Origin of the sequence: Pseudomonas sp. zfem001, from assembly GCF_032621725.1 — a bacterium.
GTDB lineage: Bacteria > Pseudomonadota > Gammaproteobacteria > Pseudomonadales > Pseudomonadaceae > Aquipseudomonas > Aquipseudomonas sediminis.
Genome location: NZ_JAVYJI010000001.1, coordinates 644,956 through 664,386 on the forward strand (window position 1 = coordinate 644,956; position 19,431 = coordinate 664,386).

Genomic DNA, 19,431 nt, shown 5'->3' on the forward strand with positions numbered 1-19,431 from the left:
GCCATGACCAGCGAAACCATCGCCGAAGAAGAAACCGGCCACGACTACCGCCAGGCGCTCGACGAGGGCTACCTGCCGATCCGCGAGGTAGCCCGCAGCACCGGCATCAACGCCGTCACCCTGCGTGCCTGGGAACGCCGCTATGGCCTGATCGTGCCGTACCGTACGCCCAAGGGACACCGCCTCTACTCGCCGGCCAACCTCGCGCGCATCAACGCCATCCTCGCCTGGCTGGCGCGCGGCGTTGCAGTCGGTCAGGTCAAGGCGCTGCTCGACCATGGGCAGGTGCCACAAGCAGCTCATACCGATATCTGGTCACGTCAGCGCAACGAACTGCTCGGCTGCATCGCCCAGCTCAACGAGCGACGGCTCGACGATCGTTTCAACTCGGCATTGGCGCTCTACCCGGCCAGCACCCTGGTGGAACAACTGCTGTGGCCGCTGCTAGGTGACTTGCGTCAGCGCTGGCAAGGCCAGTTCGGTGCCCGCGCCGAGCAGGTGTTCTTCCTCTCCTGGCTGCGCAGCAAGCTGGCCACCCGTATCTACCACTGCAATCGCCAGGTCGGTGGCGCGCCGCTGCTGCTGATCAACCTCGGCGAAGCACCGATGGAGCCGGGCCTGTGGTTGTGCGCCTGGCTGGCCAGCGCCAGTGATTGCCCGGTAGAGGTCTTCGATTGGCCACTACCGCCCAATGAACTGTTGACGGCGGTGGAGCATATCGACCCACGCGCCGTGCTGCTGTACGCCGAAGAAGCCCTGGACGGTGCCCTGGTGCGCCGCCAGTTACCCCGCCTGGCCGAACAATGCCAGGTGCCGTTGTTGCTCGCTGGCCCCGCCGCCCACATTCACCGCGACTCGTTGACTAATCTGGAATCGGCCAGCGACCCGCTCACCGCGCACGCCTGGCTATTGCGCCGTGGCTTGCTCGGCACCCAAGAGGTCCCCCCATGCAGCAACTGATGTGGTTTCGCAGCGACCTGCGCACCCAGGACAACACCGCCCTGAGCCACGCCATGAGCAGCGGCGCGACCATCGCCCTGTATCTGGTCACGCCCGGCCAGTGGCAGCGCCATGACGATGCCGCGAGCAAGGTGGACTTCTGGCTGCGCAACCTGGCGGAGCTTAGCAAGTCACTGGCGGCGCTCAATGTGCCGCTACTGGTGCGTCATTGTGACGACTGGAGCGAGGCACCGGCGCACATCGCCGAGGTCTGCCACGCTCACAATATCTGCGCCGTGCACGTCAACGAGGAATACGGCATCAACGAAAGCCTGCGCGATCAGCGGGTCTGCGCCTACCTCAACCAGCAGGCCATCGCCTGGCACAGCTACCTCGATCAACTGTTGTTCAAGCCTGGCAGCGTACTGACCCGCTCCGGCGGCTACTTCCAGGTCTACAGCCAGTTCCGCAAGGTGTGCTACGAGCGCCTGCACACGTCCCTGCCGGCCTTGATCGCCGCACCGAAGGCACAAACGCCGCTGGCCATCAGCAGTGACGCCGTTCCCGAAACCGCAGAGGGTTTCGCCACACCCAGCGATAGCCTGCGTCTGCTCTGGCCCGCCGGCGAGCACACCGCGCTGCAGCGCCTGGAGCGCTTTGCCGATGAGCAGATGGCCTATTACAAGGACGAACGCGACTTCCCTGCCAAGCCTGGCACCAGCCAGCTGTCGGCCTACCTGGCCGCCGGCGTGGTATCGCCACGGCAATGCCTGCATGCCGCACTGGCGGCCAATCAGGGCGAGTTCGACAGTGGCAACCCAGGCGTCGTCACCTGGATCAACGAGCTGCTCTGGCGTGAGTTCTACAAGCACACACTGGTCGGCTATCCACGAGTATCGCGCCACCGCGCCTTCCGCCTGGAAACCGAGGCTGTGCCATGGCGCCACGCCCCCGAAGACCTGGCCGCCTGGCAAGAGGGCCGCACCGGCCTGCCGATCATCGATGCGGCCATGCGCCAACTGCTGGAAACCGGCTGGATGCACAACCGCCTGCGCATGATCGTCGCCATGTTCCTGACCAAGAACCTGCTGATCGACTGGCGCGAAGGCGAGCGCTTCTTCATGCGCCACCTGATCGACGGCGACCTGGCGGCGAACAACGGTGGCTGGCAGTGGAGCGCCTCCACCGGCACCGATGCGGCGCCCTACTTCCGCATTTTCAATCCGATCAGCCAGTCGCAGAAATTCGATCCCGATGGCCAGTTCATTCGCCAGTGGGTGCCGGAACTGGCCGGGCTGAACAAGCGCGATATTCATGACCCGTCCGCACTGGGCGGCCTGTTCGCGCCCGCCGGTTATCCACGCCCGATCGTCGATCTGTCACGCTCGCGTGAACGCGCGCTGGCGGCGTTCAAGAACCTGTCTTCGCGGGAGGTTCCGGCATGAGTGCATTTCTTCACGACTTCGCCGAGCGTTTCGCCGCGCTGAACAAGGACAACCTCGATATGCTCGGCGAGCTGTACAGCGACGATGTGCTGTTTCGCGACCCGCTGCATGAAGTGCATGGGCTGACGGCGCTGCGCCGCTATTTCGCCGAACTCTACGCCAACGTCGAGGCGCTGCGTTTCGAGTTCCACGGTTTCGATCAGGTCGCCGAAGGTGAAGGCTACCTGCGCTGGACCATGCGTTATCGCCACCCACGCGTACGTGGCGGCGAGGAAATCGCCGTCGAAGGCTGCTCGCACCTGCTCTGGCGTGAGCGCGTTTATCAACACCGTGACTACTTCGATGCTGGCGCACTGCTCTATGAACATCTGCCAGTACTCGGCAGCGTGATCGCCTGGTTGAAGCGGAGGCTGGCATGAAACGTATCTGGCTCACGGGCGCCAGCAGCGGTATCGGTGCCGCACTGGCCGAGGAGTTGCTCAAGGCCGGCCATCAACTGGCGCTGAGCGCACGCAGCAGCGGCCCATTGCAGGATTTCGCCGCGCGTTATGGCGATCAGGTACTGGTCGCCCCGGGTGACCTAACCGACGCCGAGCAGGTGCGCGCGATTGGCGAGCGCATCGCTCAACAGTGGGGCGCGCTGGATTGCGTGATCCTCAACGCCGGCACCTGCGAATACATCGAGGTGCGCCAGTTCGAGGCGGCGATGATCGAACGCGTGGTCAGCACCAACCTGTTCGCCGCCAGCTACTGCATCGAGGCTGCCCTGCCCTTGCTGCGCCGAGGGAACCGCCCGCACCTGGTCGGCGTCGGCAGTTCGGTCACCTTCCTGCCGCTGCCACGCGCCGAGGCCTATGGTGCGTCCAAGGCGGCGATGCGCTACCTGATGCAGACGCTGCGCATCGACCTGGCGGCAGAAGGCATCGACGTCACCCTGGTCAGTCCGGGTTTCGTCGATACCCCGCTGACGCAGAAGAATGACTTCCCCATGCCCATGCGCTGGCCGGTGGAGCGCGCCGCACGGCACATCGCCGCACGCCTGGACAAGCGCCCGCACGAGATCGCTTTCCCCACCCCCTTCATCGCCATCCTGAAACTGCTCGGCAGCCTGCCCAGCAGCCTGCAACTGGCCATAGGTCGCCGCTTGGCGCGTAACGAGGACAACGCATGAAAATCGCCATCGTCGGCAGCGGCATCGCCGGCCTGACCTGCGCCTACCTGCTCAACCGCCAGCACGACATTCAGGTGTTCGAGGCCAGCGACTGGATCGGCGGCCACACCCACACCGTCGACGTGCAGGTGGAAGGCCGCAGCTATGCGGTAGATACCGGTTTCATCGTCTTCAACGACTGGACCTACCCCAACTTCATCCGCCTGCTGGGACAAGTCGGCGTCGGCTTCAAGCCCACCGAAATGAGCTTCTCGGTCAGCGACCCCGCCACCGGCGTGGAATACAACGGCCACGACCTCAACACCCTGTTCGCCCAGCGCAGCAACCTGGTGTCGCCGGCGTTCTGGGGCATGCTGCGCGATATCCTGCGTTTCAATCGCCAGTCGCTGGATGACCTGGCCAGCAATCGCATCGACGCCGACACCACGCTCGGTCAATACCTCGACAGCAACGGCTACGGCCGACGCTTCATCGAGCATTACATCGTGCCGATGGGCTCGGCCATCTGGTCGATGTCGCTGGCCGACATGCTCGGTTTTCCGCTGCAGTTCTTCGTGCGCTTCTGCAAGAACCACGGCCTGCTCTCGGTCAGCGACCGCCCGACCTGGCAGGTGATCGAAGGCGGCTCGCGCAGCTACGTGGCACCGCTGACCGCCAGCTTCGCCGAGCGCATTCGCCTCAACTGCCCGGTCAGCCGCGTCGTGCGCGATGAGGACGGCGTCACTCTGCACAGCGCAGCCGGCAGCGAACGCTTCGACAAGGTGATCTTCGCCTGCCACAGCGACCAGGCCTTGGCCCTGCTCGATCAGGCCAGCGAAAAGGAATGGGAGATTCTCGGCGCCTTGCCCTATGCCAACAACGACGTGGTACTGCATACAGACACGCGCCTGCTGCCCAAGCGCAAGCTGGCCTGGGCCAGCTGGAACTATCGTCTGGGTGGGCCTAGCGACCAGCCGGCGGCAGTGACTTACGACATGAACATCCTGCAGGGCATCGACAGCGATACCACCTTCTGCGTCAGCCTCAACCAGACTGCCGCCATCGACCCGAGCAAGATCCTCGCACGCTTCCAATACGCCCACCCGCAGTACAGCCTGGCCGGTACCGCCGCACAGGCGCGCTGGGAAGAGTTGCTGGGCGCCCAGCACACCTACTACTGCGGCGCCTACTGGGCCAATGGCTTCCATGAAGATGGCGTGGTCAGCGCGTTGCGCGTCGCGCGTGCCTTTGGAGAGACGCTCTGATGCACAGCGCCCTGTACAGCGGCTGGGTGCAGCATCGTCGCTTCGCCCCGCGCGCCCATGCCTTTCGCTATCGCATGGGCCTGCTGTACCTCGACCTGAGCGAACAGGCGCAACTGTTCGCCCTGTCAAAGCTGGCCGGCTCCAGCCGCTTTGCGCCATTCTCCTTTCGCGAGAGCGATTACCTGCCCGAATTCACCCGCCAGGGCGTGGCGCTGCATGAGGCAGTGCGTGATCGTGTGGAGCAGGCACTGGGCACACGCCCGCAAGGTCGCATCTGCGTGCTGACGCAGCCGCGCAGCTGGGGCCTGGCCTTCAACCCGGTCAGCATCTTCTACTGCCATGACGCCGACCAGCGCCTGATGGCGATTCTCTGCGAAGTCAGCAATACGCCGTGGCGTGAGCGTTATCACTACGTATTGCCGGCAGAGGGCGAAGGCCGCCACCAGGTCAGCGTCGACAAGGCCTTCCATGTCTCGCCCTTCTTGCCGCGCGAGCTGCAATACCGCATGAGTTTCAGCGCCGTCGGCGAGCGCCTTGGCGTGCACATGGCCGACTGGCAGGGCGAAAGCAAAATGTTCGACGCCAGCCTCAGCCTTCACCGTGAGGCCCTCGACCGCACCAGCCTGCACCGCTATCTGCTCAGTTTCCCCTGGATGACCGGCAAAACCCTGGCCGCCATCTACTGGCAGGCGATGCGCCTGCTGTTCAAGCGCATCCCGATTTTCGACCACAAGCCCGCGGAAGGCAGCTTCCGTGTAGCCCGCCCACACGTGAAGGACATGCCCCATGAAGAGCTCTAGCCTGACCGCAACGAGAAGCCTGGTACGCAGTGGCAACGGCATTGGTGCCGGCCTGTTGCGGCGTGCCGTGATGCGCCAGCTACAGAACCTGCAACATGGCCTGCTGGTGATACACGAAGCCGGCGACAGCCTGCACTTCGGTAACCCCCAGGCTCATCTGCGCGCCGAAATCACCGTGCATGACCCTGCGGTCTGGGGTCTGGTGGCGGGCAATGGCTCGATCGGCTCGGGCGAAGCCTACATACATGGCTACTGGAGCACGCCGGACCTGACTGCGGTGATTCGCATCTTCGTCGCCAACCTCGATGTGCTGGACGCCATGGAAGGCGGCCTGGCACGCCTGGGGCGCCCGCTGATCCAGGGCCTGCACTGGCTCAACCGCAACACTCGGCAAGGCTCGCGTCGCAACATCGCCGCGCACTACGACCTGGGTAACGACCTGTTCGAACAGTTCCTCGACCCGACCATGATGTACTCCGCGGCGATGTTCTCCAGCGAGGAGGACACTCTGGAACAGGCTCAGCTCAACAAGCTCGAACGCATCTGCCAGAAGCTCGCGTTGCAACCGTCCGACCATCTGCTGGAAATCGGCACGGGCTGGGGCAGCATGGCCATCTACGCCGCGACCCATTACGGCTGCCGGGTGACCACAACCACACTGTCGCGCGAGCAGCACGCCCACACCGAGCGACGCATTCGCGAGCTGGGCCTGGAGGATCGCGTCACCCTGCTGCTGGAGGACTACCGCGACCTCGATGGCCAGTACGACAAACTGGTGTCCATCGAGATGATCGAAGCCGTCGGCCACCGCTTCCTGCCCACCTATTTCGAGCAATGCTCGCGCCTGCTCAAAGCCGATGGCCTGATGTTGCTGCAAGCCATCACCATTCGTGATCAACGCTACGAGCAAGCCTGCAAGTCGGTGGACTTCATCCAGCGTTACATCTTCCCCGGCGGCGCCCTGCCTTCGGTAAACAAGATGCTCGATGTCGTAACCCGACACACCGACCTCAACCTACATCACATGGAAGACTTCGGCCTGCACTACGCGCGCACCCTGCGCCTGTGGCACGACAACCTGCGTCACGCGCGGCAGCGCCTGGAGCAGTTGGGCTACGACGATTACTTCTATCGCCTGTGGGAGTTCTACCTCTGCTATTGCGAAGGCGGCTTCCTCGAACGCACCATTGGCACCGCGCAATTGCTGCTGGCCAAACCGGCCGCTCGCCCTGCGCCTCTGTTAGGAAACTTCGATGCCTAAGCTGATCGCCAACGCCCTCCTGTTCCAGCTCGGCTGGCTGGTCTGCGTCTTTGCCGGCGACAGCCCCTGGCTGCTGGTGGTGGCGGCGATCATTGCCGTGCACCTGCTGTGGGTCAGCAGTTGGGCTGCCGAAGGCAAGTTGCTGCTCAGCGTGTTTCTCGCCGGCAGTGCGCTGGACAGCTTTCTGCTCAACCTCGGCGTGTTCGACTTCGGCGAAGAGCGCCAGCTGATCCCCCTGTGGCTGGCCTTGCTCTGGCTGTTGCTGGCCAGCACCCTCAATCACTGCCTGGCCTGGACGGCCCAGCCCTGGTGGCGAGCCAGCCTGCTCGGCGCGGTTGCCGCACCGCTGTCCTACTACGGCGGCGCCAAGATCGCCGGCGTCACCCTGCCACTCGGCACCTGGCAGACCCTGGCCATTCTGGCGCTGGTCTGGGCCGTGGTGATGCCAGTGCTGCATGGCTTCGCCAAGCTGTATCGAGCGCAATACGAGCAGCGCCTGCGTAGCCGTCAGCCTCTGTAGGAGCGGCGCCTCGCCGCGAACCGCTTCGGCTCGGGTTCGAAAAGCTTCGCCCCCGAGGCGGGGCTCCTACGAAAAGCGGCCTGCCCCGCTGCACCCTGTCAGCCCAGGCCCATGATCACCAGCGCATGGCGTACACTGCCGCGCCATGAGCCAAACCATTCCCCATACCCAATTGCCAACCGAGCCCGAAGTCAGTTGCAGCACCTGCGCGGCCTGCTGCTGCCAGCTGGAAGTGATGCTGTTCGGCGATGAAGGCGTGCCGCAACACTTTATCGATACCGACCAGTGGGGCAGCGAAGTGATGCGTCGCCTGGACGACAACTGGTGCGCAGCGCTGGACCGCAACAGCATGCGCTGCACCATCTACGAAGTGCGCCCACTGATCTGCCGGGAGTTCGAACTGGGCGCCAGCGAGTGCCTGGAAGAGCGTCGCGGCATCGCTCAGGCCTATCAATAGCGAGCCACCGCCTACGCCTGCCCCGGCTATCCCAAGCCAAGATGCGCACAGAGCGGTAACTATTCTGCTGAATAAAAAAGACCGGGCATTTGCCCGGCCTTTTTATTCAGTTAGGTAGGGTGCGCCGTGCGCACCGAAATACCTGTTTTGCCTTCATTGGTGCGCACAGCGCACTCTACAAAGGCCATCCGTACCAGACATTGAGTCTTATCTGATCGGCATCAGGGCTTGCCCGGTCTTCTTGTTCAGAAGCTCATGCGGTAGTGCACGGTGTAGGCTTCTGCGCCATCGTTTGGCTTCTTCAGACCGGCGTTGGAATAGTGGATCGCACGCAGGCCGATTTCCTGCCCGGCGAAACGCAGGCCGACGCCGATGCGGTCTTCGAACTGAAACGACGAACCCAGTTCGTTGCTTTCCAGCTCGGTGCTGGAGAAGGCTGCAACGCCGATACCGGCTTCGATGTAAGGACGCACGTTCTGCCCGGCAAACTCGTAAACGAATACCGGCGCGAAGGAAACGCTGTGGTTGCTCGCCGTGTCGTCACCATCCCAGTAGGTGTAACCCAGGTCCCAGTAGCCAGTCAGACGGCCGTAGCTGCTCTCCAGCCAGCTGTGGTTCCAATCCCACTGCGCGCCCAGGCGATAAACCATCGTTGAATCACCACTCTGACCAATAGCCGCGGTTACATCTGCAGCCTGTGCAGCACCCATAGCTCCATACGTCAGGGCCGCTGCTGCAGCAAAGGCACAAAACTTCTTCATGAGTCATTCCTTTATAGCGAGAGGTTTTTATTAGGCTCGTTGCAAAAATATAGAAGAATTCGATATCAGAGAACGCCTAATTTGAAAAAGATTCACTATATCGAACGAACTTCGGCCTCTTCGCTCAGTAAAATCGGCAATACGCGGCAAAGCTGTGCAGTTGTTCCGCTGCTCCAATAGCGCGTGGCCTGAGCGGGCTCGGTTGCCAGCATGTTGTGCTGAGCAAGCAAACGCTGTAGCTGCCGCGCCACAGCCGCGCCGGTATCGATCAAGGTCACCGAGGCCGGCACCAGCTCGCTCAGCAACGGACGCAGGAAGGGGTAGTGGGTGCAGCCGAGAATCAGCGTGTCACAGCCCTCGGCCAACAGCGGCGTGACATAACCTTGCAGCAACTCTCGCGTGGCGGGTGCCTGTAGCTCGCCCGCCTCGATGCATTCCACCAACCCCGGGCAGGGCTGAGTGATCACCCGCACGTCATTGGCGAAGCGATCAAGCAGCGCGGCGAACTTGGCGCTCTTGAGCGTACCGGTGGTTGCCAGCACGCCGACCACGCCACTGCGGGTCGCCGCCGCAGCCGGTTTCACCGCAGGCTCCATGCCGACGATGGGCAGTTGTGGATAACGTGCGCGCAGCTCAGCGCCAGCAGCGGCAGTAGCCGTATTGCAGGCCAGCACCAGGGCCTTGGCGCCCTGCGCCAGCAGGTGCTCGGTGATCACAACGCAGCGCTCGCGAATGTATTCCGGGCTTTTCTCGCCATAAGGCACATGACCGCTGTCGGCGACATACAGCAGCGTTTCGTTGGGCAGCAATTGACGAATCTCGCGCAGCACCGACAGGCCGCCAACGCCCGAGTCAAAAACGCCGATCGGCGCCTGCGACTGATTCATCTCAAATCATCCTCGTAGGCGCGAGCTTTGCTCGCGAATGGTGCTGCCGACGCAAGAAGCTTCGCGAGCAGAGCTCGCTCCTACAGTTCTGCAGCCTATTCTTAACGCCCACCGCACACCTCGCAGGCCGGATCGCGCTTGACCCGCAACTCGCGAAAACGTGTGCCCAGCGCGTCGATCAGCAGCAGGCGGCCCACCAGCGGTTCGCCAAAACCGGCCAACACCTTGAGCGCCTCCAGTGCCTGCAGGCTACCGACCAGGCCAACCAGCGGCCCAACCACGCCGGCCTCGCTACAGGTCAGCTCGGCTTCACTACCGTGGCCGTACAGGCAGTGGTAGCAAGGGCTGGCGTCATTGCGCGGATCGAACACCGACAGTTGCCCTTCCAGGCGGATCGCAGCACCGGAGACCAGCGGCTTGCCGGCCGCGACGCAGGCGGCATTGACCGCCTCGCGGGTAGAGAAATTGTCCGAGCAGTCCAGCACCAGATCGACGGCACTCACGGCGGCGGCCAGCGAATCGGCGTCCAGCGCCTGGCGATGCGGCACCAGCGTGACCTGCGGGTTGATCGCCGCCAGACGCGCCATGGCCGAATCCACCTTGGCCTGGCCGATACTGGCGGTGTCGTGGGCGATCTGCCGCTGCAGGTTGGTCAGATCCACCGTATCGAAGTCAGCCAGGTGCAACTCACCGACGCCAGCTGCAGCCAAGTACAGCGCCACGGGCGAACCCAGCCCGCCCATGCCGACGATCAGCACACGACCCTGCTTGAGGCGCAGTTGGCCCTCCACATCGATCTGTTTCAACAGGATCTGCCGGCTGTAACGCAGCAGTTCATCATCGCTCAGCATCTGATCACTCATGGTCGAAACGTCCCAAACTGATGCGCTCGTGGTCGCCCAGGTCACGCCGGCTCTCGACCTCGACGAAGCCGCCCTCGCCAAGCAAGCTGCGTACGTCCTCGGCCTGGTCGAAGCCGTGCTCCAGCAGCAGCCAGCCTCCGGATAGCAGATGGTCCGGCGCGGCCTGGATGATCGCACGAATATCGTCCAGGCCATCGCAGCCGGCGACCAGAGCGCTGCTCGGCTCGAAACGCACGTCACCCTGCTCGAGGTGCTGGTCGTCCTCACGGATATAAGGCGGGTTGCTCAGGATCAAGCCATAGCGCTGCCCAGCCAGGGCGGAAAACCAGTGGCTGTGCACAAAGCGGGCGTTACCCAGTTGCAGGCGCTGACGATTGCGCTCAGCCAGGGCCACGGCGTCCTCGACGCGATCCACGCCGGTCACTTGCCAGGCCGGGCGCTCGCTGGCCAGGGCCAGGGCGATGGCGCCAGTGCCAGTGCCCAGATCAAGCACGGCCAACGGCGCTGCAGGCAGCAGTTCGAGCGCGGTTTCCACCAGCAGCTCGGTGTCAGGGCGAGGAATCAGGGTATGTGGTGCCACCTCCAGATCGAGACTCCAGAAGCCCTGATGACCGAGGATATAAGCAACCGGCTCACCCTCGCGGCGACGTTGCAGGTGGTTCTGAAACAGGGCCAGCTGCTCGTCATCCAGCTCACGCTCCGGCCAGGTACGCAGGTAACTGCGCGGCTTGTTCAGCGCGGCGGCCAACAGCAGTTCCACATCCAGCCGCGGTGTGGGCGAGTCGGGCAGGTCAGCGGTGTCGAGCAGGGATTCGATGGTGGCCATGGTTCATCCTGGCGGCATTCTTCTCCCCTCTCCCGCTTGCGGGGCTTGAGCGGAAATAGCGAAGCATCGCTTCGCCCGCTCAAGCGCCCTGAGCTCTGCGAGGGGCTGGGGCGCAGAGCGGGGGCCGGGGGAGAGGGTGTACCATTGCGCCCCCTCTCCCTAACCCTCTCCCCGAGGGGAGAGGGGACTGTTCGGCGCTAAGTTAGCGCTTGCTGTCAGCTCCTCCCGGATTGCTCCGGGCTACGGTGCGCACGGCGCACCGCAACGAGATCAAGCGAAACTCAATCGCCCAGTGCCGCCAACTGGTCGGCCTGGTATTCGGCCAGCAGCGGCTCGATCACCGCTTCCACGCCACCGGCAATCACTTCATTGAGCGAATACAGGGTCAGGTTGATGCGATGGTCGGTCACCCGGCCCTGCGGGAAGTTGTAGGTACGGATGCGCTCGGAGCGATCACCGGAGCCCACCAGCAGCTTGCGCGTTTCGGAGATTTCCTTGTGCGCCGCCGCTTCCTGTTGGTCCTGCAGCTTGGCCGCCAGCCAGGCCATGGCCTTGGCGCGGTTCTTGTGCTGCGAACGCTCTTCCTGGCATTCCACCACGGTGCCGGTGGGGATGTGGGTGATGCGGATCGCCGAGTCGGTGGTGTTGACGTGCTGACCGCCGGCGCCGGAGCTGCGATAGGTATCGACGCGCAGATCGGCCGGGTTGATCTCGATGGCGGCCTGTTCGTCCGGCTCCGGCAGCACCGCCACGGTGCAGGCGGAGGTGTGGATGCGGCCCTGGGATTCGGTCTCCGGCACGCGCTGCACGCGATGAGCACCGGACTCGAACTTGAGCTTGGCGTAGACGTTGTCGCCCTCGACACGGGCAATCACTTCCTTGAAGCCGCCGTGCTCGCCTTCGTTGGCCGACAGCACCTCGACGCGCCAACCCTGCCTCTCGGCGTAACGTGAGTACATGCGGAACAGGTCGCCGGAGAAGATCGCCGCCTCGTCACCGCCGGTGCCGGCGCGCACTTCCAGATAGACGTTGCGGCCGTCATTGGGGTCTTTCGGCAGCAGCATGCGCTGCAGTTTGTCTTCCAGGCCGACCAGCGCCTCCTTGGCCTGATCCACTTCCAGCTCGGCCATCTCACGCAGATCCGGGTCGCTGTCCTTGAGCAGTGCCTGGGCACCCTCGAGGTCACTCTGTACCTTGCGCAGCTCACGGAAGGTGGCGATCACCGGCTCGATTTCGGCGTATTCCTTGGAATAGGCGCGGAACTGCGTCTGCTTGGAAATCACCTCGGCATCGCCGAGCAGCGCCGTGAGTTCCTCGAAGCGGTCGCTGAGGTTGTCCAGCTTGTTCAACAGTGAAGCTTTCATTGCAGACCTTTGTCCTGCGGCGCGCTCTCGTCGAGGGCGAACAATTCCTGGGCCAGGCTGAGCGCGTCGACGCGCCCCTCGGCGGTAAGTTTCTTCATGCGCACGCTGGGCGCGTGCAGCAGCTTGTTGGTCAGGCCTCGCGCCAGTTGCGCCAGCACGTCTTCGGGGTTGCTGCCGTTGGCCAGCATGCGCTGGGCCTTGGCCAGCTCATCGTCGCGCAGGCGCTCGGCCTGCTGACGGTAGGCCTTGAGCACGTCGACCGCGGCCAGCTCACGCAGGCGCTGCATGAAGTCGTCGGTGCCGGCAGCTACCAGCTCCTCGGCAGCCTGCGCTGCGCCCTGGCGGCTCTTGAGGTTTTCCTCGATGACTTCGTGCAGGTCATCAACGGTATAGAGGTAGACGTCATCCAGCTCGCCCACCTGCGACTCGATGTCGCGCGGCACGGCGATGTCGACCATGAAGATCGGCTTGTGCTTGCGCTTTTTCAGCGCACTTTCCACCGCACCCTTGCCGAGAATCGGCAACTGGCTAGCGGTGGAACTGATGACGATGTCGCTGTGCGCCAGCTCGTCGGGAATATCCGAGAGCAGCACCGCATGGGCGCCGAACTGCTCGGCCAGTTGGCTGGCACGCTCCAGGGTACGGTTGGCAACGACAATGCGCTTGATGCCCTGATCGTGCAGATGGCGCGCCACCAGGCTGATGGTTTCACCGGCGCCGATCAGCAGCGCCTGACTGCGATGCAGGTCGGCGAAGATCTGCTTGGCCAGGCTGACCGCAGCGAAAGCCACCGACACCGGGTTCTCGCCGATGGCGGTATCGGTGCGCACGGTCTTGGCGGTGCTGAAGGTGGCCTGGAACAGGCGCCCGAGCAATGGCCCTACGGTGCCGGCCTCACGCGCCACGGCGTAGGCGGACTTGAGCTGGCCGAGAATCTGCGGCTCGCCCAGTACCATCGAATCCAGCCCGCACGCCACACGCATCATGTGCCGAACCGCATCGTCCTCGCTGTGCACGTAGGCGCAGGCACGCAGTTCGTCGACGCTCAGGCGGTGATAGTCGGCCAGCCACAGCAGCACTTCGTCGCTGCTCAGCTGATCCTGCTCCAGGTACAACTCGCTGCGGTTGCAGGTGGAGAGGATCGCTGCCTCACGGCTGGGCGTCAGCCGACACAGCTGCTGCAACGCCTCGACCAGTTGCTCAGGGGTAAAGGCAACGCGCTCGCGCACCTCTACCGAGGCGGTCTTGTGGTTGATACCGAGGGCGATAAAGGCCATGCAGGGTCGCTGAGGGGCAATACGGGAGCCGGCAATTGTCCTACTTCGCCCCCGAGAGAACAACTCCCGCGACCTATTGTCCCAATAGACAGTTCGCCGCATCGTCCTGGCCAGTGGGCTTGCTCCAAGGCTTGTGTCATGATGCCGCGAACGTCGCAGGGCACGCGCCAGCACGGCCCCCGCCCCGGAATAACGCACGACAAGGCACTATGAACAGACCCCTCGCGTTGCTCACTGCATTCGCCTTCCTCAGCGGCTGCCAAACCTTCGCCCCCAGCGAGCCGGACGGTACGCCGCCGGTACAGGAAGCCGACCAGACCACCCAGCTGGAGCCGAGCGAATACGGCTCTTTCAGCCAGGAAACCCTGTTCGCCCTGCTCACTGCGGAGCTGGCCGGGCAGCGCAATCGCTTCGATATTGCCCTCGGTAACTATGTGCAGCAGGCCAACGCCACTGGCGACGCCGGCGTTGCCGAACGCGCCTTCCGCATTGCCGAATACCTCGGCGCCGAACAGCCTGCGCTCGATAGCGCACTGATCTGGGCCCGTAACGCGCCGAGCAACATCGATGCGCAACGCGCCGCCGCCGTGCAGTTGGCCCGCGCCGGCCGTTACGACGAATCCATGACCTTTATGGAGCAGGTGCTGCAGCGCCAGGGCGATACCCACTTCGATTTCCTCGCTCTGTCCGCCGCAGAAACCGACCCGGACACCCGCGCCGGGCTGCTGCAGGGCTTTGACCGCCTGCTGAGCAAGAACCCGGACAACAGTCAGTTGCTGTTCGGCAAGGCCATCCTGCTGCAACAGGACGGCCGCGCCGAAGAGGCACTGGAACTGCTCGAAGACAGCGCTGCGAGCACCAACGAGGTGTCGCCGATCCTGCTGCGCGCTCGCCTGCTGCAGAGCCTCGGGCGCGGCCAAGAGGCCATGCCACTGCTGCAGAAAGGCATTCGCAACAACCCCGAAGACAAACGCCTGCGCCTGACCTACGCGCGCCTGCTGGTCGAGCAGGATCGCCTCGACGACGCCAAGGGCGAATTCTCCAAGCTGGTGCAGGAAAACCCCAACGACGACGACCTGCGTTTCTCCCTGGCCCTGGTGTGCCTGGAAGCCGAAGCCTGGGAAGAAGCCATCGTTTATCTGGAAGAGCTGGTCGAACGCCGCAGCCATGTCGATGCCGCGCACTACAACCTTGGCCGCGCTTATGAGGCACTGAACGACAACGACAGCGCCCTGCAGGAATACGCCCTGGTCGGTCCGAGCAACGACTATCTGCCGGCCCAGCAACGCCAGGCCGAACTGCTGTTCGCTCAACAGCGCATCGACGAAGCCAGCGCGCGCCTGGCCCAGGCACGCGACGCGCAGCCCGATTACGCCATCCAGCTGTACCTGATCGAAGCCGAAGGCCTGAGCAATCGCCGCCAGGTCGAGCCGGCCTGGAAAGTGATCAACGAGGGCCTGGAGCAGTATCCCAACGACCTCAACCTGCTCTACACCCGCGCCATGCTCGCGGAAAAGCGCGACGACCTGGCCCAGCTGGAAACCGACCTGCGCTACATCATCCAGCGCGAGCCGGAACACGCCATGGCACTCAATGCGCTCGGCTACACCCTGGCCGATCGCACCACGCGCTATGAAGAAGCGCGCGAGCTGATCGAGAAAGCGCACCAGCTCAACCCGGACGACCCGGCGATTCTCGACAGCCTTGGCTGGGTCAACTACCGCCTGGGCAACCTCGACGAGGCCGAGCGCCTGCTGCGCCAGGCCCTGGAGAAATTCCCCGACCACGAAGTGGCTGCACACCTCGGTGAAGTGCTCTGGGCCCAGGGCAAACAGCGCGAAGCCAAACGCGTCTGGCGCGACGCCTTCGCCGATGCGCCAGACAGCCCCATTCTGCGTGACACGCTGTTGCGCCTGACCGGTTCCGAGACTCTTTGATGCTTCGTCACCTACTCGTATTCAGCCTTATCGCCCTGCTAGCCGGTTGCGCCGGCCTTACCTCGCGCGAAGCGCTGGAAGGCCAGGGCGACCCGACCAAATGGAAGGCTCACAAGCAGCAGATCACCCAGCTCGATGGCTGGCAGATCAACGGCAAGATTGGCATTCGTGCCCCGCAAGACTCGGGCAGCGCCACGCTGTTCTGGCTGCAGCGCCAGGATTACTACGACATTCGCCTGTCCGGCCCACTCGGTGGCGGCGCCGCCCGCCTGACCGGCCGCCCGGGTGACATCCTGCTGGAAGTGTCCAACCGTGGCCGCTACCGCGCCGAATCACCGGAAGACCTGCTGCGCGAGCAACTGCGCCTGGACCTGCCGGTGTCCAACCTGCTCTGGTGGATTCGCGGCCTGCCCGCCCCGGAAAGCCGCAGCCGCATCACCCTCGATGGCGAAAGCCACCTGGCGCAGCTGGAGCAGGACGGCTGGAAGGTCGAATACCAACGCTACACCGAGCAAAACGGCTACACCCTGCCGGAGCGCCTGAAGCTCTACGGCCAGGACCTGGAAGTGACCCTGGTGATCAAGGACTGGCAGCCGCGACAGTTGGGGCAGTAGACGACCCCATTCCCAGTGGGAGGGGCTTTAGCCGCGACAGCTTGTCCAGCGTCTCCCATAGCACACAGCCGGTGGATAGGCCGCGCGGCCAACTACTTCCGCGGACCACTCCCTCTCCCATTTATGGGAGAGGGCCGGGGAGAGGGTGATTTGCCGCGCCTCTCCCCCGCCCCTCTCCCGCAAGCGGGAGAGGAGAGACAAGCCCCTAACACGACTCTTCAGCGCCCCCATGACCAACACCGCCATCCCCACCCACGCCGAACTGATCCTCCCCGCCCCTGCCAAGCTCAACCTGATGCTGCATATCCTCGGCCGTCGCGCCGACGGCTATCACGAGCTGCAGACCCTGTTTCAGTTTCTCGACCACGGCGACGAGCTTGGCTTCAGCGTCCGCCAGGATGGCGAAATCCACCTGCATACGCCCATCGCCGGCGTGCCACATGACAGCAACCTGATCGTGCGCGCGGCCAAAAGACTGCAGGAAGCCAGCGGCACGAAGCTCGGCGCCGATATCTGGTTGGACAAACGCCTGCCCATGGGCGGCGGCATAGGCGGCGGTAGCTCGGACGCTGCCACCACCCTGCTCGGCCTCGACCATCTGTGGAACACCCAATTGGGCGAAGATCGCCTGGCCGAACTGGGCCTGGCCCTGGGCGCCGATGTACCGGTATTCGTGCGCGGTCGCGCGGCCTTTGCCGAAGGCGTTGGCGAGCGTCTGACGCCCGTCGAACTGGAGGAACCCTGGTTCCTCGTCGCCGCGCCGCAAGTCTTTGTAAGCACAGCAGAAGTTTTCGGCTCGCCCGAGTTGACACGGGATACGCCGCCCATTAAAGTTCGCAGCCTTCTTGCGGGGGGTGGTCGAAACGACTGCCAGCCGGTCGTAGAGAAGCGTTACCCTGAAGTTCGTAACGCTTTGATCTTGTTGAACAAATTTGTTCAGGCTAGATTGACCGGCACTGGAGCTTGCATATTTGGGAGCTTCCCAAATAGGGACGATGCTGATAAAGTCGCCCGCCAACTTCCAGGCACTCTGCCGAGTTTTGTCGCTCAAGGTCGCAACATTTCGATGCTGCACCGCAGGCTCCAAGCATTGGCCAAGAAGTGAATGCTCAGCATTCGGTTATACGATACAGGGGCGTCGCCAAGCGGTAAGGCACCAGGTTTTGATCCTGGCATGCGTTGGTTCGAATCCAGCCGCCCCTGCCATAACCTCCTCCGGGAGGCATCGCAAACCGAGTCAAACAGCATTCGATACTGAATATAGGGGCGTCGCCAAGCGGTAAGGCACCAGGTTTTGATCCTGGCATGCGTTGGTTCGAATCCAGCCGCCCCTGCCATTTTCCATACCCATCCAGGTATACCCCCAGCCGGCAGGTACTGCGCGTGTCCAAGATGATGGTCTTCACGGGGAACGCAAACCCCGATCTGGCGCGACGGATCGTTCGTCAGCTGCACATTCCCCTCGGCGATGCGTCGGTCGGTAAGTTCTCCGACGGCGAAATCATGATCGAAATCAACGAAAACGTCCGCGGTAAGGACGTCTTCCTGATTCAGCCGACCTGTGCACCCACCAACGATAACCTGATGGAACTGGTCGTGATGGCTGATGCCTTCCGCCGTTCCTCGGCGACTCGCATCACCGCAGTCATCCCCTACTTCGGCTACGCCCGTCAGGATCGCCGCCCGCGTTCCGCACGTGTGGCGATCAGCGCCAAGGTAGTGGCCGACATGCTCACCGTGGTCGGTATCGACCGCGTGCTGACCGTCGACCTGCACGCTGACCAGATCCAGGGCTTCTTCGACATTCCGGTGGACAACATCTACGGCTCCCCGGTCCTGGTCGACGACATCGAAGACCAGCGCTTCGACAACCTGATGATCGTCTCCCCCGATATCGGCGGCGTCGTTCGTGCCCGCGCCGTGGCCAAGAGCCTGGGCGTCGACCTGGCGATCATCGACAAGCGTCGTGAGAAAGCCAACCAGTCCGAAGTGATGCACATCATCGGTGACGTCGAAGGCCGTACCTGCATCCTCGTCGACGACATGGTCGACACCGCCGGTACCCTGTGCCACGCCGCCAAAGCGCTGAAAGAGCGCGGTGCCGCCAAGGTCTACGCCTACTGCACCCACCCGGTGCTGTCCGGCCGCGCCATCGAGAACATTGAAAATTCGTCGCTGGACGAGCTGGTGGTCACCAACACCATCCCGCTGTCCGCAGCAGCGCAGTCTTGCTCGCGTATTCGCCAGCTCGACATCGCCCCGGTCGTCGCCGAAGCGGTTCGCCGCATCAGCAATGAAGAATCGATCAGCGCGATGTTCCGCTAAGGAACCCGCTGACGTTAAGCGCCCCGCCTCGTGCGGGGCTTTTTGCCCTACCGCCCGAGGCTGGTCGCAAGCCACAAGGCGGTTTGGTTATTTTGGAGAAGTGAAATGACTGTTGAATTTGCCCTGAATGCCGAAGTGCGTTCCGACCTGGGGAAAGGTGCGAGCCGCCGCCTGCGTCGTAACGTGTCCATGGTGCCTGCCGTGATCTACGGTGGCGACAAAGCCCCGCAATCCATCAGCCTGCTGGCCAAAGACCTGGCCAAGCTGCTGGAAAACGAAGCTGCCTTCAGCCACGTCCTGAGCCTGGACGTTGCCGGCACCAAAGAAAACGTACTGATCAAAGCCCTGCAGCGCCACCCGGCCAAAGGCTTCGTTCTGCACGCTGACTTCGTTCGCGTCGTTGCCGGCCAGAAACTGACCGCCCACGTACCGCTGCACTTCATCAACGAAGCCAGCTCCGTTGGCGTCAAGCAAGGCGGCGGCGAAGTTCTGCACGCCCTGAACGAAGTCGAAGTTTCCTGCCTGCCGAAAGACCTGCCGGAATTCATCGAAGTCGACATGGCTGCCGTCGCTGTTGACCAGACCGTTCACCTGTCCGACATCAAGCTGCCGAAAGGCGTTGAGCTGGTTGCTCTGGCCCACGGCAGTGACCTGCCGGTAGCCAGCATCCACCTGCCGCGCGTTCGTGAAGAAGCTGCCGGCGAAGGCGCTGCCGAGTAATCGTCAGTAGCTGGCCCGGC

20 protein-coding genes and 2 tRNA genes are annotated in these 19,431 nt (G+C 63.5%); 16 read left to right on the plus strand and 6 right to left on the minus strand.

What is annotated here, in order from left to right:
- Nucleotides 1-3: 3 nt before the first annotated feature.
- From RTH74_RS03160 to RTH74_RS03200, 9 genes are all read left to right on the plus strand, one after another.
- Nucleotides 4-960 (plus strand): MerR family transcriptional regulator, encoded by a 957-nt coding sequence (locus RTH74_RS03160; protein ID WP_316913716.1) that lies wholly within the window; start codon nt 4-6, stop codon nt 958-960.
- Nucleotides 948-2,384, plus strand: a complete 1,437-nt coding sequence (phrB, locus tag RTH74_RS03165; protein ID WP_316913717.1) for a deoxyribodipyrimidine photo-lyase — start codon at nt 948-950, stop codon at nt 2,382-2,384. The genes RTH74_RS03160 and phrB overlap by 13 nt, the downstream gene beginning before the upstream one ends.
- Nucleotides 2,381-2,803: a nuclear transport factor 2 family protein gene (locus RTH74_RS03170; protein WP_316913718.1), complete on the plus strand. Its 423-nt coding sequence runs from the start codon at nt 2,381-2,383 to the stop codon at nt 2,801-2,803. The genes phrB and RTH74_RS03170 overlap by 4 nt, the downstream gene beginning before the upstream one ends.
- On the plus strand, nt 2,800-3,555 hold the full coding sequence (locus RTH74_RS03175) for an SDR family NAD(P)-dependent oxidoreductase (RefSeq protein ID WP_179545645.1): 756 nt from the start codon (nt 2,800-2,802) through the stop codon (nt 3,553-3,555). The genes RTH74_RS03170 and RTH74_RS03175 overlap by 4 nt, the downstream gene beginning before the upstream one ends.
- A complete protein-coding gene (locus tag RTH74_RS03180; protein ID WP_316913719.1) occupies nt 3,552-4,799 on the plus strand; it encodes an FAD-dependent oxidoreductase in 1,248 nt (415 codons plus the stop codon). Before RTH74_RS03175 ends, RTH74_RS03180 begins: the two co-directional genes overlap by 4 nt.
- Complete coding sequence (locus RTH74_RS03185; protein WP_316913720.1) at nt 4,799-5,599, plus strand: DUF1365 domain-containing protein; 801 nt, start codon at nt 4,799-4,801, stop codon at nt 5,597-5,599. Before RTH74_RS03180 ends, RTH74_RS03185 begins: the two co-directional genes overlap by 1 nt.
- Nucleotides 5,586-6,860 carry a cyclopropane-fatty-acyl-phospholipid synthase family protein gene (locus tag RTH74_RS03190; RefSeq protein ID WP_316913721.1) on the plus strand — a complete coding sequence of 425 codons (1,275 nt, stop codon included), beginning with the start codon at nt 5,586-5,588 and terminating at the stop codon, nt 6,858-6,860. Before RTH74_RS03185 ends, RTH74_RS03190 begins: the two co-directional genes overlap by 14 nt.
- The gene (locus RTH74_RS03195; RefSeq protein ID WP_316913722.1) at nt 6,853-7,380 is read left to right on the plus strand and encodes a DUF2878 domain-containing protein; all 528 of its coding nucleotides are present in this window, start codon (nt 6,853-6,855) and stop codon (nt 7,378-7,380) included. The genes RTH74_RS03190 and RTH74_RS03195 overlap by 8 nt, the downstream gene beginning before the upstream one ends.
- A gap of 145 nt (nt 7,381-7,525) precedes the next feature.
- Nucleotides 7,526-7,837 (plus strand): YkgJ family cysteine cluster protein, encoded by a 312-nt coding sequence (locus RTH74_RS03200; protein ID WP_316913723.1) that lies wholly within the window; start codon nt 7,526-7,528, stop codon nt 7,835-7,837.
- Between the two features lie 245 nt (nt 7,838-8,082).
- Here RTH74_RS03200 and RTH74_RS03205 read toward each other — a convergent pair whose 3' ends face one another.
- From RTH74_RS03205 to hemA, 6 genes are all read right to left on the minus strand, one after another.
- Nucleotides 8,083-8,598, minus strand: coding sequence for an acyloxyacyl hydrolase (locus tag RTH74_RS03205; RefSeq protein ID WP_316913724.1), 516 nt, complete (start codon nt 8,596-8,598; stop codon nt 8,083-8,085).
- A gap of 95 nt (nt 8,599-8,693) precedes the next feature.
- Complete coding sequence (gene murI / locus RTH74_RS03210) at nt 8,694-9,485, minus strand: glutamate racemase (protein WP_316913725.1); 792 nt, start codon at nt 9,483-9,485, stop codon at nt 8,694-8,696.
- Nucleotides 9,486-9,586: 101 nt separating this feature from the next.
- Complete coding sequence (locus RTH74_RS03215; protein ID WP_316914308.1) at nt 9,587-10,336, minus strand: molybdopterin-synthase adenylyltransferase MoeB; 750 nt, start codon at nt 10,334-10,336, stop codon at nt 9,587-9,589.
- A 4-nt stretch (nt 10,337-10,340) separates the two neighbouring features.
- Nucleotides 10,341-11,174, minus strand: coding sequence for a peptide chain release factor N(5)-glutamine methyltransferase (gene prmC, locus RTH74_RS03220; RefSeq protein WP_316913726.1), 834 nt, complete (start codon nt 11,172-11,174; stop codon nt 10,341-10,343).
- A gap of 281 nt (nt 11,175-11,455) precedes the next feature.
- Nucleotides 11,456-12,538 carry a peptide chain release factor 1 gene (gene prfA / locus RTH74_RS03225; protein ID WP_099522353.1) on the minus strand — a complete coding sequence of 361 codons (1,083 nt, stop codon included), beginning with the start codon at nt 12,536-12,538 and terminating at the stop codon, nt 11,456-11,458.
- On the minus strand, nt 12,535-13,815 hold the full coding sequence (gene hemA, locus RTH74_RS03230; RefSeq protein WP_316913727.1) for a glutamyl-tRNA reductase: 1,281 nt from the start codon (nt 13,813-13,815) through the stop codon (nt 12,535-12,537). The genes prfA and hemA overlap by 4 nt, the downstream gene beginning before the upstream one ends.
- A gap of 209 nt (nt 13,816-14,024) precedes the next feature.
- Here hemA and RTH74_RS03235 point away from each other — a divergent pair, with 209 nt between their 5' ends.
- The 7 genes from RTH74_RS03235 to RTH74_RS03265 all read left to right on the plus strand — a co-directional run bounded on the left by RTH74_RS03235 (nt 14,025) and on the right by RTH74_RS03265 (nt 19,411).
- On the plus strand, nt 14,025-15,752 hold the full coding sequence (locus tag RTH74_RS03235; protein WP_316913728.1) for a tetratricopeptide repeat protein: 1,728 nt from the start codon (nt 14,025-14,027) through the stop codon (nt 15,750-15,752).
- A complete protein-coding gene (gene lolB, locus RTH74_RS03240; protein WP_316913729.1) occupies nt 15,749-16,366 on the plus strand; it encodes a lipoprotein insertase outer membrane protein LolB in 618 nt (205 codons plus the stop codon). The genes RTH74_RS03235 and lolB overlap by 4 nt, the downstream gene beginning before the upstream one ends.
- 229 nt (nt 16,367-16,595) lie before the next feature.
- Nucleotides 16,596-17,471, plus strand: coding sequence for a 4-(cytidine 5'-diphospho)-2-C-methyl-D-erythritol kinase (ispE, locus tag RTH74_RS03245; protein WP_316913730.1), 876 nt, complete (start codon nt 16,596-16,598; stop codon nt 17,469-17,471).
- A 26-nt stretch (nt 17,472-17,497) separates the two neighbouring features.
- Nucleotides 17,498-17,572: transfer RNA gene (locus tag RTH74_RS03250), tRNA-Gln, on the plus strand.
- 56 nt (nt 17,573-17,628) lie between these two features.
- A tRNA-Gln gene (locus tag RTH74_RS03255) sits at nt 17,629-17,703 on the plus strand.
- Nucleotides 17,704-17,749: 46 nt separating this feature from the next.
- Nucleotides 17,750-18,691 carry a ribose-phosphate pyrophosphokinase gene (locus RTH74_RS03260; RefSeq protein WP_106732851.1) on the plus strand — a complete coding sequence of 314 codons (942 nt, stop codon included), beginning with the start codon at nt 17,750-17,752 and terminating at the stop codon, nt 18,689-18,691.
- Between the two features lie 105 nt (nt 18,692-18,796).
- Entirely contained in the window at nt 18,797-19,411 is a 615-nt protein-coding gene (locus RTH74_RS03265) for a 50S ribosomal protein L25/general stress protein Ctc (RefSeq protein ID WP_099522359.1), read from the plus strand.
- Nucleotides 19,412-19,431: the final 20 nt, after the last annotated feature.

Coding starts and splice junctions, on each gene's coding strand:
- RTH74_RS03235 (WP_316913728.1), top strand. CDS start 14,025: ATGAACAGACCCCTCGCGTTGCTCACTGCATTCGCCTTCCTCAGCGGC.
- RTH74_RS03185 (WP_316913720.1), top strand. CDS start 4,799: ATGCACAGCGCCCTGTACAGCGGCTGGGTGCAGCATCGTCGCTTCGCC.
- RTH74_RS03195 (WP_316913722.1), top strand. CDS start 6,853: ATGCCTAAGCTGATCGCCAACGCCCTCCTGTTCCAGCTCGGCTGGCTG.
- RTH74_RS03190 (WP_316913721.1), top strand. CDS start 5,586: ATGAAGAGCTCTAGCCTGACCGCAACGAGAAGCCTGGTACGCAGTGGC.
- RTH74_RS03170 (WP_316913718.1), top strand. CDS start 2,381: ATGAGTGCATTTCTTCACGACTTCGCCGAGCGTTTCGCCGCGCTGAAC.
- prfA (WP_099522353.1), bottom strand. CDS start 12,538: ATGAAAGCTTCACTGTTGAACAAGCTGGACAACCTCAGCGACCGCTTC.
- RTH74_RS03175 (WP_179545645.1), top strand. CDS start 2,800: ATGAAACGTATCTGGCTCACGGGCGCCAGCAGCGGTATCGGTGCCGCA.
- RTH74_RS03160 (WP_316913716.1), top strand. CDS start 4: ATGACCAGCGAAACCATCGCCGAAGAAGAAACCGGCCACGACTACCGC.
- RTH74_RS03180 (WP_316913719.1), top strand. CDS start 3,552: ATGAAAATCGCCATCGTCGGCAGCGGCATCGCCGGCCTGACCTGCGCC.
- RTH74_RS03200 (WP_316913723.1), top strand. CDS start 7,526: ATGAGCCAAACCATTCCCCATACCCAATTGCCAACCGAGCCCGAAGTC.
- murI (WP_316913725.1), bottom strand. CDS start 9,485: ATGAATCAGTCGCAGGCGCCGATCGGCGTTTTTGACTCGGGCGTTGGC.
- phrB (WP_316913717.1), top strand. CDS start 948: ATGCAGCAACTGATGTGGTTTCGCAGCGACCTGCGCACCCAGGACAAC.
- RTH74_RS03265 (WP_099522359.1), top strand. CDS start 18,797: ATGACTGTTGAATTTGCCCTGAATGCCGAAGTGCGTTCCGACCTGGGG.
- prmC (WP_316913726.1), bottom strand. CDS start 11,174: ATGGCCACCATCGAATCCCTGCTCGACACCGCTGACCTGCCCGACTCG.
- RTH74_RS03205 (WP_316913724.1), bottom strand. CDS start 8,598: ATGAAGAAGTTTTGTGCCTTTGCTGCAGCAGCGGCCCTGACGTATGGA.
- ispE (WP_316913730.1), top strand. CDS start 16,596: ATGACCAACACCGCCATCCCCACCCACGCCGAACTGATCCTCCCCGCC.
- RTH74_RS03215 (WP_316914308.1), bottom strand. CDS start 10,336: ATGCTGAGCGATGATGAACTGCTGCGTTACAGCCGGCAGATCCTGTTG.
- hemA (WP_316913727.1), bottom strand. CDS start 13,815: ATGGCCTTTATCGCCCTCGGTATCAACCACAAGACCGCCTCGGTAGAG.